Below are 12,004 nucleotides of genomic sequence, written 5' to 3'. Positions count from 1 at the left end.
TTCCTCAAAAAGCGAATTGCGCCTTTTGGCATCTGGCTAACCTAGCTGTGAAGCCTTAGTCCCTATAGCTTTGCGTCCCTGGGTTTCCCCAGGTTTGCCTATGCGGTTGTTTTCAATTTCTGTTCAAACAGTAACATAATTTTACATGTTTCTACATGAATACAAGGAACTAGAGTAAGGAATAGGTCCCTAATAATACTAGCCCTCTTCGCAAATCAACATTTTAGATGCTCTTGTCCTATTCATTTTTATCCTCTAGCTGCCGTGTCGTCAGACATAGCCTCAAGTATTATCCTATGCAGCACGAAACGATGGATTAAGTTACTCCTTCAGAATACCTACAGATATAAAAAAACGAGTCCATGGAGCATAGGACTCGTTCGTAGAATACAATTTACGGCTTGCAAACCTACCCTAATACAAGCTTTCCAGCTCGTCAATCAACTCGCCTACATAGGCGGCCGCGCTTCGGATCGGTTCAGGCCGCGACATGTCAACGCCCGCCAGCTTCATGAGCTCGAGCGGACTCATGGATCCCCCGGCTTTCAATACGTCGAGCCAGCGGTCCACGGCGGACTGCCCTTCGTCACGGATCAGCTTGGCAACGGCCGTCGAGGCGGTAAGGCCAGCGGCATACGAGTAAGGATATAAACTCATATAATAGTGAGGTTGGCGCATCCAGGTCAGCTTCGCATCCTCATCAATATCGACATCCTCCCCCCAGAACGAGGATAGAATATTCCCTTTAAGCTCACACAATTTCACTGCCGTCATCGGCACATTTTGCATGGCGAGATCATAAACCTGCCGCTGAAGTTCCCCTTCCAGCAGATGCGTCACGTAGTTGTGAAAGTACGTGCCAAGCAGTTGGGAAATGACCCAGCGCCGCATTCTAGGATCGCTTGACTTAGCCAGCAAATGATCGGCAAGAAGCAGCTCGTTCATCGTGGAAGGCGCTTCGATAAAATATAATGAAGGTCTGTAATTCGTTAGCCGTTGGTATTTGCTTGCCAGCATGAGATGCCCGGCATGCCCTACTTCATGAGCTAGCGTGAAAGCGCCGCGCATGCTATCAGCCCAGCTGATCAGGATATACGAGTGAACGCCTGGAATCGCCATACAGAATGCCCCGGTCCGTTTACCCGCATTATCCGCATAATCCACCCAGCGTTCCTTGAATGCTCGATCCACAATCTCTCCGTACTCCGGTCCAAGAACCGTAAGGGCTTCCTTAATCAGGTCCCCCGCTTCCTGAAAGGATATGCTCGGGCTGAAATCCGGATCAAGCGGAGCCTTGAGATCCGCAAAGGTCATCCGGTCCAGACCGAGCACCCGCTTCTTCAGCGCAGCATATTTGCGTATATGAGGCGCAAGCTCTTCCTGGAGAATGTCCAGAACATTGTGGTACATTTCCTTTGTAACCTGCTGCGGCTTCAATAACATGTCTGTCACGGAATCATAACCGCGCAGCCGCGATTCGATGACCTGGCGCTTCACTTCCGTTCCGTAAGTCTCTGCGAATGTGTTGCGATATTGATGCAGCGTCCCACTAAAGGCTTTAAAGGCATTGCGGCGTAGGAGCGTGTCCGGAGATTCCACGTATTTGTTCTCATAGAGCGCAAACGATACCGGCACCTCTTCCCCTAGACCGTTCGTGGTTGGCGGGAATGTCATGTCTGCCAGCTTGCTGCGCTCGTAGATACGATATGGGGCATCCAGTACTTCGCCTAAGGATGCTAGAACCTTTTCGGTTTCTGCCGACAGCCTGTGCGGCTTGGTTTGCGCAAGCAGTTCCAGACTGCGCTCGAACGCCTGAAGCTCCGGCTGCTCCTTTATGTACTTTGCAATGATTCCATCTTCAAGTTCCATGATTTCGGATTTAATAAATGAAAGTGCGGAACTGACCCGAGAAGCAAGATCGCGGGCTTTCGACGCGTTCATCTGATTTTCCGGACTGATGCTGTCGCCGGATTGTTGAAGATGCGCATAAGCGCCTACCCGGTTCATTCTGGCTTGCAGCTCTTCCTGTGCAAGGAGGCAGGCAAGCAGCATATCCGACCCTTCCCCGAGTCTCCCTTCATATTGGGTCACAGACGAGATATCCTGCTGAACGGCATTTAATTCCTTTTCCCATGCCTCCGTAGTCTCAAAAATATCCTTCAAATTCCATGTTGTTTCGATATCCACTTCTGCACGCTTCAAAATTTTCGACATACGCCAAGCACCTCTTTCATAGGAATAATTGACCAATGTTTGGTTAATAAAACCCATTTTATCACAGATTCTCTGGCTTTTACTGCACAGAACCCCGAAAAAGCCGGTACCATTAGGCTTGCCCATTTCGTTTTTGGAACCAAACCATGTGTTCTTTCGTACATATACATGAGTACGCCCTCCGAATAAGCTGCGTTTCCGGCTGCCCGAGTTTTATAAGAACTTAAAGCCTGCTTAAGGTATCTTTCAGATTTCAGCTATACAATGTGAGTGGGCTTAAACTCTCATACTCCGCACCCGATCATACAGGAAACGTACTCACCATAGAAGAAAAGAGGTTTATGAAGATGAGAATCAAAAGAATTATGATCGTCGGCACCATTGTCGTCGTGATGTCTTTCGGAAGCTCCGCGATTGGCGGTTCCCTGATAAAAGCCAGCCCAGCGGCAAAGTGGTCTACAACCGACGCACAGGAAAAGGACCCCCTGCTCGATGCCCTGAACCAGGCATCCGAGGAAGAGTTATATGAATCTTTATATGAAGGCAAATCCCTTCATGAGATCGCAGTCGAACAGGGCGTGGAAACGGCAGGAATTATCGACCTGCAGACAACCCAACTGATCAAGCAGCTGGATGACCGCCTCCGAAGCGGAAACATAACGGCACAGCAGCATGCCGCATACAAAGAAGAGGTTCGGGATTTGATACAACAAAGCGTCCTGACTTCCTTCGGTTGAAAAGAGAGGTACATATGACCTGATTAACCTTAATCATGACATATTCATAACCAAAGGCACATTAGAATGCGATCTAATGTGCCTTTTGTTCGTCAAACCTTGTCCCATATCCGCTCGCCCGATAAATACGGAAGGCAGTAATCGGCGCAAAGTTTCGGCATACGGTTCCGCATCCAGTCATGTACCGATTCATTCCCCATTTGAAAAGCGTAGTAACCAATGATTCCGACCAACAGGAAACCTTCGAGCAAGGCCATTTCACTCTCAGACAGTTCGGCATGTCCGTAATACCCTTTTAAAAAAGCATCCCTATGTTCCTTTGGAAGCATGCAAGCTCCCATCGCGATATCCAGCAGGTAATAGCCCCGCCCGAAGAATCCGAAGTCGATGAAGCACAATTCACGTTCCGGTGTTAAAATGATATTCCCCTTCCCCACATCGCCATGGATCGGTCCCCAGGTTTTCTTCGTTTGCCCCAGGTCATTCAGACGGGAGTTAATCCGGCGGATCGTATTCTCGATGACGGTGACATCCGAGGAAGTGAACAATCCTTGCCTGTATCCATCCTTGATGGAGCTAACCATTCCATCATTATACTCGATCCCTTGTTGGGGACGCTTGTCCAGACTCTCATGCCGATAATTTCGCAAAAAATCGTGAAGTTCGGCCAACTGAGCACCAAACTTGGCAAACTCAGAATTCGTTAAATCCTCGGGCTGAAGGTCCCTTCCTTCTATCCAGGTCAGCATGGAACAATTCAGCTGCTTTCCTTCAAGCAGGGTGACCGTAATGAATTCTCCGTTCAGATTTCGCACAGGCCGCTGGGCGCGAAGCTGGTTTTCCCGAGCCAGCGCATCCAGCATATGCAGTTCACCCAGCAGGCCTTCGTAGGTGTGCTGCAAGCCCGCCATATGATCTGTGACGGGTTGATGAATGCGCATCAGATAAGATGCTCCGTCAGCGTCATCAACTCTGTAGGTCATGTTCTCGTTTTGCCTCAAAAAAGTGATCTTCGGTTGACTGATTCCAAATTCGCTTGCGAGCTGCAGCAACCTCTCATTCGTCATTTGAGTTCCTCTCTCCCTGTGTATTCCCCTTAACTGTATCAGAACGTGCTAATACATGGATAGATTTCCTCTAGGCAAAGACGCAAAAAAAGCCGCTTATCCAAGCGGCTGCATAGAGCTAGTTGTGTCGATCAGTTTTCTTTTAGGTCTGCACCTGCAAAATGATTTTTCCGATATTGCGGTTGTTCATCATATGCGCGTGCGCTTCCTCTACTTGAAGGAGCGGAAACACGGTATCGACGATAGGCAGGATATCTCTCTTCTCCATAAACGGCATGACGTCTCTAGAGAAATCCTCGGTAAGACGGGCTTTGTATTCATCCTTTCTTGGCGTCAGCAGCGTGCCGGTCAATTCAACCATCTTGAGCATGAGCGGCAGCATGTCCACCTTCTCAATCACGCTGCCTCCCAGAGTACCGATGAGAACCCAACGACCGGACTGGGCGATACTATTCAGATTTTGATGCCAGTAGTCTGCGCCGACGAAATCCAGAATGACATCGGCCCCTCGGCCGTCCGTGGCTTTCAGAACTTCTTCATCAAAATTTTGCTGTTTGTAATTGATGAGAACGTCCGCGCCGAGTTTTTGACAAAACTCTAGCTTGGCCTGACTTCCAGCGGTTACGATAACTTTGGCATTCCGCAGTTTTTTGGCCAGCTGAATGGCCGCCGTTCCAACGCCGCTTGCTCCCGCATGAATTAACACCGCTTCGTTCTCTTGCAGCTTCCCGATCCAAAATAACGTTTGATATGCTGTTAAGAACACCTCTGGAATCGCCGCTGCTTCTTCAAAGCTGAACGATTCTGGCACTTTCATGGCCCGGTCAGCCGGCATAACGGCATATTCCGCATAACCGCCCCCGTTCACGAGCCCCATGACACGATCCCCGACAGCAAAGCCGGATGACGAACCCTTCGTTTCAACGACAGTGCCCGCAACTTCAACGCCCAGCACCGGATTCGTCATATAACTCACCTGGCCTTGCCGCGTGACGATGTCCGTACGGTTGACCGCGGCAGCATGTACCTGGATCAGCAGTTCGCCTGCTGCAGGGACCGGCAAGTCTACCTCTTGTGCCTCTAGCGGATTACCTTCAACCGATCTGTTTACTGTCATTCCAATCATACCTTTACCTCCTATGATGTCAGATTCTTGATGTATGGTAACGTTAGGCTTAACCTGCGAACGATATCAAAAACCGATTGGTTAAGTACATACGATTATATACCTTCTTTATTATAGTAGGTAAATAATTACCCTGCAAATGCATGGCTAATCTCCACACTTTTCATATTATGCCGATATTGAGCCAACCTATGTGCCAGGTGGTCAGTTAGCTGTCCTTCTTCCCGTCTTTTTAGGGGGTCAGGATATGGGCGATTCCGGCGACTTTATACGCAACGGCTATATCCATGCCATTGAAGGGAACGGATTCCGATCTGTATTCCAGCTTGGTCACGAGCCGCCCCACTCGATTGATGTATCCGAATGTGCCTGTTGCGTTATCCCCCTTACCTACAACTGCGAACCCATGCTTAAAGCCTGTTCCCCGGTTATAACTCGTATAGGGGATGATCCATTTTCCTTTGGAATTGATATAACCTATGTGTCCCTCCCGATTGGCTACTGCTGCCAAGCCTTCGCTGAAGGAATCAGCAGATGCGTACCGAAACGGAATCACGACTTTCCCTGATGTATTGATATAGCCCCATAGACCGTTATGATGCTGAACCGGAGCCAAACCCTCGTTAAAATCGCCCCCGGACTTGTATTGCAGTGGCACTGCCATTTTTCCGGAAGCATTCACATAACCGATGTTGCCCTGCCGATTAGAGCGAGTCCTTCCGAGAAATCCCGTCCTGCTCTGTACTTCAAAGGAATGATCACCTGTTCCGCTTTATTGATGTAGCCTACTTCCCCGGTTGTTGCATCATAGGCTGTGGCCAACCCGTCTTTGAATTGATAGGTCGAATGCACATCCAGGTGAAGGCGTTGAACGCTTCTTCCAAATCGATCGATAAGATACTTCTCACCATTGCATTTCACATACGCCACACCCTCGGAAAAGGAATCCGCTTCCTCGTATTGAAGTGGCGTGACCAAATCCCCCTTGGTATTCACGAATCCCATCAAGTTCGTGATGTTGTTTTTCACGATCGCTCTTTGTGCTGAGAAATCGCTAACAGGCGTCACTTCGGCCGGAAGCTGAAAAGCAATTTGCCCATTGACGTGATAATAAACACGCTGCCCATCGGATTTCATTGCCAAAAGCAGGCCATCATGAAATGCACCATCACTCCGGGGAACCACGATGCTCGCATCAATCGTTCTTTTGTGATAGGATTCCGTCCGTTTCGATGCGGCTGTTGCAGTAGAACCAAAGCTTGATACGCATAATGCAATGCATGCGGACAACAGAATCAGAACGCGTTTCTTCAACCAATACACTTCCTTCCCTTTTTGTTGCTATACCTATAAAAACGCAAACCGCTGATGAAAAGTTAACTACATAGATTGAACTAAAGAAAGATCATTTTTAAATTAAGTAAACCACCCGTACATCAAGAAATAGCAAGAAAAATTAGGCTCAATGCCAAAATCAGTGCTTGACGAAAAAACGCTGTGATGTTGCGTTAGTATAGGTTTACGAATTTGTCAGACCCCAACACGCTACAGAAGGCTCTTCCGATACAATCGGTTGAACAATCACTCAAGTTTGCTGAACCTGAGTGCTTAAAAACGTTGAGGCTCCGGCCAATGCCGGCAGCCTCCTATTCTTTCAGTAAACGGATCATTTTCTGCACAGTATCATTCTCTTCAAGAGGGCGATAAACAGTTAGCTTCAGTTCGGGCGCGTCGTAAACTCGAAAGGTGATATGTTCCATAACCATTGTTCCAACACGCGGATGATTGATCATTTTCTTGCCGATTGGTGTACCCGAAATATCATAACTCGGCCACCATTGCCTGAATTCGGGACTGATCACCATTAACTCCGCGACCAGATCCTTAAACCAGTTTTCCCCTACAAATGGAGTGCTTGTTGACCGGAATTGAGCCAATAGTCGTTTTGCGTGGTTTTCCCAATCCTCAATTAGATTCCGGTAAGCGGGCGAAGCAAAGCATCGCCAAATCGCGTTTCTCTCTTTTTTATCCATCTTTTCAAAATTCCCAAAGACCTGCTCGCCCGCTTTATTCCAAAGTAATATATCCCACCGCTGATCTGTCACATAAGCCGGACATCTCTCATATTCATTCATGAAGTTTTGTACGATCGGAATAAGGCTTTCCTCGATCGAAGCCGTTTGTTCTACTGGTAGCTGCCCGAGAGCTAGCTTGTACAGATGATTCCTCTCCTCAGCATTAAGCTGCATGACCGTTACGAGACATTCAAGTACCTGGGTAGAAACTTGTATATTTTTTCCTTGCTCCAGCCATGTATACCAGGTAAGACCGATGCCTGCAATCTGCGCTAACTCTTCTCTGCGCAGGCCTTGGACTTTCCGTCGCGGCCCTACGGGCAATCCGAATTGTTCAGGAGTAAGTCTGGAACGTCTCGATTTTAAAAACTTTCCTAACTCCCTGCGTTTTTCTTCCTGATCGCTCATGATCAACTTCCTTTCGTTAAAACCATTACTTTTAATACTATGATAAATACGATTCTATTCATAGTATTGTATCTGCATTAATCTTACAACTGTAGCAACTCCAATTTGAAGACAAAGGAGTGATTGTATTGCAAAGTAACGTCAGACCCGGGCTTACGCAAGGTCTGATTGCGCTTATGGCGGCAGCCTGCGGATTTGCCGTAGCGAACGTCTATTTGAACCAGACCATTTTGGTCGATATAGCCGGAACATTCGGGGCGGCTGAAGCCGAGGCGGGGATCGTGACGACACTCACCCAGGTTGGTTATGCCCTAGGGAACCTTATGATCGTACCGCTGGGAGACATTTTCGAAAGACGCCGACTGATTCTTACCTTGCTGGGCGTGGCAAGCCTGTCACTGGTATCAGCGGCTCTCTCCGATTCGATTACATGGTTGATCGTCAGTAATTTCTGTCTTGGCTTAACCACGGTAATTCCGCAAATTATCGTTCCTTTGGCCGCGGGGATGGCGGATGAACGCAATCGCGGAAAAGTGCTGGGGACGGTAGCCATCGGACTGGTCTGCGGCATACTGGGAGCCAGACTTGTCAGCGGCTTGGTGGATAGCTTGTGGGGATGGAGAAGCATGTACTGGATTTCGTTCGGATGCATGCTTCTGCTTGCCCTACTGATTCGGCTCCGCTTTCCCGTAAGCAAAGGAACGGCCTCATTACCTTATCGCAGACTTCTTCTTTCCCTGGGGCCTCTATTTATGAAAGAAGACGTGCTTCGGCGTTCTTGTTTAAGTCAAGGGATGATTTTTGGATCCTTTAGCGTATTTTTTACGACAATAGGATTCCTGTTGCAAGCGCCCCCTTACTCTTATAGCAGCGCTGTCGTCGGTCTGGTCGGTCTGGTAGGAATCGGTGGCGCGATCGCTACACCTATAATCGGAAGGGTCATCGATAGAAAGGGTGCTTCTTTCGCCAACAAAATGTGTATGCTTGCGGCTATGATCTCCTTCCTGATCGCCGTGACAGCGGGACACTGGCTACCGGCTTTGATCTTGGCCGCTTTTTTGTTGACGGTCGGAACACAGGCGAATCAGGTGGCCTGTCAAGCCAACATTTTCAGCCTCTCGGCTTCCGCGCGAAGCCGATTGAACGGGCTGTATATGGTTTGCACCTTCCTGGGGGGAGCATTGGGATCCTATTTAGGGGTATGGGCATGGACCCAGTGGCACTGGACGGGGGTTTGCATTTGCGGCATGGTCATGATTGCGGCCGGGATGAGCGCTGCTCTGGGAAACAAAAAACGGTGGGAACAGCCGCAAACGATAAGTTCATGAAGAAAGGAATGGATTTAGCATGACATTTGTTGATGAAAACTACAAAAAAGGAATGGAAGTTTTGTCTAAAATCGATGGTGAAAATTATAAGGCCATCGTGGACAGCTTTCAGGATTCCGTAGCACCGGATCTGGGAAGATTGGCCGTAGAATTTAACTATGGGCAAATTTTTTCCCGCCCCGGTCTGGATTTGAAATCACGCCTTCTTGCCACCGTGGCCGGTCTTACAGCCATGGGAAATACGCAACAGCTGAAATTTTACATCAACGGCGCGTTAAATGTAGGGTGGACCGAAGTGGAGATCGTCGAATGCATGATGCAAATGATCATCTACGCGGGATTTCCGGCAGGATTAAACACGATACTTACCGTTGCAGCAAAAGTGTTTGAAGAAAGAAAACTCAAATCGAAATAACCCGTTATCTTCGGACATCTGGGAAGGCATAAATGCTTTCCGAATGCGATTCGCATTGCAGATCGATTTCATGTTCACGGTTATGTGATCGAAAGTGTACAGGAAGTTCGTAAAAGCGTCCAGCGTACGCTGTCGCCGCGGGCAAAGGCTTATCTGAAAGCCGGTCATCGCTTGCTGAATCCGTCAGTAGAATCACTTGGTGAGGAAAGTAGAAAGCGCTTGGAAGTGCTGCTGAACTACTCTCCGCTTCTTCGAAGCGTGTGGGAATGGAAAGAAGCGTTTACTACTTGGTATGACTGCTCGCCCAATTTTAGCGTTGCCAAACTGGGATTTGAGCGTTGGTGTGAACAAGGCGATCAAATTGACCACGCCGCCGTTCGAAGCACCCTCAAGACGATGCGTAATTGGAAAGAGGAGATCGTGAACTATCATCAGTGCCGCTGGACTAACGCGATAGTAGAAGGTCGCTATAATCGCATTAAAGCTTTTCAGCGCCGTCATTATTTCAAACGAAATCGCAGTCGCTATAAAGCAGGCATTCTCATTGAATGCAACCGCCATCAGATGTTAAGCTAACAGTCAAGCACTGATTTTGAGATTGAGCCAAAAATTACAGTTCATTCTATATACAACACATAAGCTTAGGCGAAAAAAATCTCCTCAAATTCATAAACACGGTTAAACGCCAAGAAATCGCTCTTCAGCTGAAGAGCGATTTCTTGAATTGAAGCCGAAGCGAGCGAAAATCATATTTACATCCTAGAACGCCCAGTTTCCGTTACGGAAAATAGCTTCCTTGCGGCCGTCCTGTGTAATGCCATCGATGGATAAATCGGCTGCACCGATCATGAAATCGACGTGCACCAAACTCTGATTCGCGCCTTTGCCCAGCAGTTCTTCCGCCTTCATATCTTTGCCTCCCTGAAGGTTGACCGGATAGGCTTGACCTAGTGCAAGATGGCAGGAGGCATTTTCATCGAACAACGTATTGTAAAAGGTCACGTTCGAATTCGAAATCGGAGAATCGTGTGGAACAAGCGCCACCTCGCCTAATCTTCGCGCGCCTTCATCCGTATCCAACAGCTTCTGCAGCGCTTCGGCCCCTTCTTCGGCGGAGAAATCGATGACTTTACCGTCTTTGAAGGTCAAAGAAAAATGGTTGATGACCACACCATTATAATTCAATGGCTTCGTGCTGCGGACGGTTCCGTTAACGCCGTCCCTGCTCGGAAGCGTATATACTTCCTCCGTCGGGATATTCGGGTTAAACAAGACACCGCTCGCATTATATTTGGCTCCTCCAAGCCAAATATGCCCATCCGGCAAATCTATCGTCAGCGACGTCCCTGTCGCTTCATAATGGAGCTGCTTGTAGCTTTTCTCGTTCAAAAATTGAACCATCTCACCGAGTTTCGCATTATGTACTCCCCATGCCGATACCGGGTTGTCATGATCGATCCGTGTAGCGTCAATGATGCGCTCCCACAGTTTTTGCAGCGCGGCATCACCCTCTTCACCGGGAAATACCTTGCTTGCCCATTCAGGCGTGGCGTAGGATAACAACGTCCAGGCATTTTTGTGGGCCATCAGATAGCTGCGGTATTTGTTCAAAGCGGTGGCGGCCGTTTTCGCGGCTGTCGCAACACGGGAAGGCTCTACATCATTGAGCAGATCCGGATCGGGTGAATAAATCTGAATAAATGCCGCTCCGCTCTCAGCATACTGCTCCATGGCGGTTGCCCGCCACTGCGGATACTCGGAAATGACTTCTTCCGGAGCATGCAGGTACTTGATTTTCGACAGCTGCTCATCGTTATATTCCACATAGACATTGTGAGCACCGGCTTCGTATGCTTTCAGACTAATGAGACGTACAAGGTCCGCGGCCGCAATCGGTGCCATTACCACGACAGTCTGTCCGGGTTGGACGTTCACGCCTACTTTGACGGCTAGCTCCGCGTAATTTGTTAGCTGCTGCTGGGTTGGATACATCTAGATTCCTCCATTTCGTTCAAAATGCTTCTCTATTATAATCGATTTCGATATGAAAAAAACACCGTTCCTCCGAACGGTGCTTCCTGCATCTCACATTGGTTTCGCGATTTCAGAAGGGAGGCTAGGATGGAAGGTTCAGCGCAGTTTCCATGTTCTTCAAGTCAAGCTGAATCTGTGCAGTCAGGTTGTGCGGCTGGTACAAGCCTTTTCCGATCAGATAATCGACGATTCTCTCATGGGTATCAATCGCTTGCTCCAACTGATTGGCCAGCACGGCCTTCACTTCCGGCGTGACGCACTCTGTCACCGCCATCGCGTAATTGCGAACGCCACTCTTGGCTGTGTTCAGAAAATCCATGGCGATGATTTCATCCGTCAATACATTCATCCCGGTAAGGCTTTCGATGATCGGATTCATTGCGTCGTCTCCTTTCTTTTGGAGAGTATGGTCCCAAGCTCCCGCAGCTGGGCGGCCGACGATGCAGCATCCTGCTGCAGAATCTGCTTCAATTCTGGATCCGAGACCAGCAACTGCATCGTTTTGGATTTGGTCATGCCTACCGTTTTGAAGGCGGCGATCTCGTGTACCTCTAGTATTTCATGTAAAGCAAACGAAGTCGGATTCATGTCTTGTACCCC

12 protein-coding genes, 1 pseudogene and 1 riboswitch are annotated in these 12,004 nt (G+C 48.6%); of the genes and pseudogenes, 4 read left to right on the top strand and 9 right to left on the bottom strand.

Annotation, left to right across the window (positions count from 1 at the left end; all coding sequences use genetic code 11):
* Positions 1 to 24: 24 nt before the first annotated feature.
* A riboswitch (cyclic di-GMP riboswitch) is annotated at positions 25 to 109 on the bottom strand.
* A gap of 305 nt (positions 110 to 414) precedes the next feature.
* On the bottom strand, positions 415 to 2,214 hold the full coding sequence (gene pepF / locus ACTHPM_RS04630) for an oligoendopeptidase F (protein WP_440394009.1): 1,800 nt from the start codon (positions 2,212 to 2,214) through the stop codon (positions 415 to 417).
* A gap of 347 nt (positions 2,215 to 2,561) precedes the next feature.
* On the opposite strand from pepF, the gene ACTHPM_RS04625 reads away from it, so the two are divergent.
* Positions 2,562 to 2,951: a hypothetical protein gene (locus ACTHPM_RS04625; protein WP_440394007.1), complete on the top strand. Its 390-nt coding sequence runs from the start codon at positions 2,562 to 2,564 to the stop codon at positions 2,949 to 2,951.
* A gap of 92 nt (positions 2,952 to 3,043) precedes the next feature.
* On the opposite strand, the gene ACTHPM_RS04620 is transcribed toward ACTHPM_RS04625, so the two are convergent.
* The 5 genes from ACTHPM_RS04620 to ACTHPM_RS04600 all read right to left on the bottom strand — a co-directional run bounded on the left by ACTHPM_RS04620 (position 3,044) and on the right by ACTHPM_RS04600 (position 7,627).
* Positions 3,044 to 4,018: a phosphotransferase enzyme family protein gene (locus ACTHPM_RS04620; RefSeq protein WP_440394005.1), complete on the bottom strand. Its 975-nt coding sequence runs from the start codon at positions 4,016 to 4,018 to the stop codon at positions 3,044 to 3,046.
* Between the two features lie 142 nt (positions 4,019 to 4,160).
* Complete coding sequence (locus ACTHPM_RS04615; protein ID WP_440394003.1) at positions 4,161 to 5,144, bottom strand: NAD(P)H-quinone oxidoreductase; 984 nt, start codon at positions 5,142 to 5,144, stop codon at positions 4,161 to 4,163.
* A gap of 232 nt (positions 5,145 to 5,376) precedes the next feature.
* Complete coding sequence (locus ACTHPM_RS04610; RefSeq protein ID WP_440394001.1) at positions 5,377 to 5,808, bottom strand: WG repeat-containing protein; 432 nt, start codon at positions 5,806 to 5,808, stop codon at positions 5,377 to 5,379.
* Between the two features lie 14 nt (positions 5,809 to 5,822).
* On the bottom strand, positions 5,823 to 6,458 hold the full coding sequence (locus ACTHPM_RS04605; RefSeq protein ID WP_440393999.1) for a WG repeat-containing protein: 636 nt from the start codon (positions 6,456 to 6,458) through the stop codon (positions 5,823 to 5,825).
* A 332-nt stretch (positions 6,459 to 6,790) separates the two neighbouring features.
* Positions 6,791 to 7,627, bottom strand: coding sequence for a helix-turn-helix transcriptional regulator (locus ACTHPM_RS04600; protein ID WP_440393997.1), 837 nt, complete (start codon positions 7,625 to 7,627; stop codon positions 6,791 to 6,793).
* A 122-nt stretch (positions 7,628 to 7,749) separates the two neighbouring features.
* On the opposite strand from ACTHPM_RS04600, the gene ACTHPM_RS04595 reads away from it, so the two are divergent.
* The 3 genes and pseudogenes from ACTHPM_RS04595 to ACTHPM_RS04585 all read left to right on the top strand — a co-directional run.
* Complete coding sequence (locus tag ACTHPM_RS04595; RefSeq protein ID WP_440395353.1) at positions 7,750 to 8,955, top strand: MFS transporter; 1,206 nt, start codon at positions 7,750 to 7,752, stop codon at positions 8,953 to 8,955.
* A gap of 19 nt (positions 8,956 to 8,974) precedes the next feature.
* A complete protein-coding gene (locus ACTHPM_RS04590; RefSeq protein WP_440393995.1) occupies positions 8,975 to 9,370 on the top strand; it encodes a carboxymuconolactone decarboxylase family protein in 396 nt (131 codons plus the stop codon).
* Between the two features lie 30 nt (positions 9,371 to 9,400).
* Positions 9,401 to 9,946: pseudogene (locus ACTHPM_RS04585) on the top strand (ISL3 family transposase); the annotation flags it as partial.
* 183 nt (positions 9,947 to 10,129) lie between these two features.
* On the opposite strand, the gene ACTHPM_RS04580 reads toward ACTHPM_RS04585, so the two are convergent.
* The 3 genes from ACTHPM_RS04580 to ACTHPM_RS04570 all read right to left on the bottom strand — a co-directional run bounded on the left by ACTHPM_RS04580 (position 10,130) and on the right by ACTHPM_RS04570 (position 11,992).
* Entirely contained in the window at positions 10,130 to 11,362 is a 1,233-nt protein-coding gene (locus tag ACTHPM_RS04580) for an aminopeptidase (protein ID WP_440393993.1), read from the bottom strand.
* A 124-nt stretch (positions 11,363 to 11,486) separates the two neighbouring features.
* On the bottom strand, positions 11,487 to 11,783 hold the full coding sequence (locus tag ACTHPM_RS04575) for a spore coat protein (protein ID WP_440393992.1): 297 nt from the start codon (positions 11,781 to 11,783) through the stop codon (positions 11,487 to 11,489).
* Positions 11,780 to 11,992, bottom strand: a complete 213-nt coding sequence (locus ACTHPM_RS04570) for a hypothetical protein (RefSeq protein ID WP_440393991.1) — start codon at positions 11,990 to 11,992, stop codon at positions 11,780 to 11,782. Before ACTHPM_RS04570 ends, ACTHPM_RS04575 begins: the two co-directional genes overlap by 4 nt.
* Positions 11,993 to 12,004 lie beyond the last annotated feature (12 nt).

The sequence above is a fragment of the Paenibacillus sp. SAFN-054 genome, from assembly GCF_051966755.1.
Lineage (GTDB): Bacteria > Bacillota > Bacilli > Paenibacillales > Paenibacillaceae > Paenibacillus_AQ.
This window is presented reverse-complemented; position numbering and strand designations above follow the sequence as displayed.

Coding starts and splice junctions, on each gene's coding strand:
- pepF (WP_440394009.1), bottom strand. CDS start 2,214: ATGTCGAAAATTTTGAAGCGTGCAGAAGTGGATATCGAAACAACATGG.
- ACTHPM_RS04625 (WP_440394007.1), top strand. CDS start 2,562: ATGAGAATCAAAAGAATTATGATCGTCGGCACCATTGTCGTCGTGATG.
- ACTHPM_RS04620 (WP_440394005.1), bottom strand. CDS start 4,018: ATGACGAATGAGAGGTTGCTGCAGCTCGCAAGCGAATTTGGAATCAGT.
- ACTHPM_RS04615 (WP_440394003.1), bottom strand. CDS start 5,144: ATGATTGGAATGACAGTAAACAGATCGGTTGAAGGTAATCCGCTAGAG.
- ACTHPM_RS04610 (WP_440394001.1), bottom strand. CDS start 5,808: ATGGCAGTGCCACTGCAATACAAGTCCGGGGGCGATTTTAACGAGGGT.
- ACTHPM_RS04600 (WP_440393997.1), bottom strand. CDS start 7,627: ATGAGCGATCAGGAAGAAAAACGCAGGGAGTTAGGAAAGTTTTTAAAA.
- ACTHPM_RS04590 (WP_440393995.1), top strand. CDS start 8,975: ATGACATTTGTTGATGAAAACTACAAAAAAGGAATGGAAGTTTTGTCT.
- ACTHPM_RS04580 (WP_440393993.1), bottom strand. CDS start 11,362: ATGTATCCAACCCAGCAGCAGCTAACAAATTACGCGGAGCTAGCCGTC.
- ACTHPM_RS04575 (WP_440393992.1), bottom strand. CDS start 11,783: ATGAATCCGATCATCGAAAGCCTTACCGGGATGAATGTATTGACGGAT.
- ACTHPM_RS04570 (WP_440393991.1), bottom strand. CDS start 11,992: ATGAATCCGACTTCGTTTGCTTTACATGAAATACTAGAGGTACACGAG.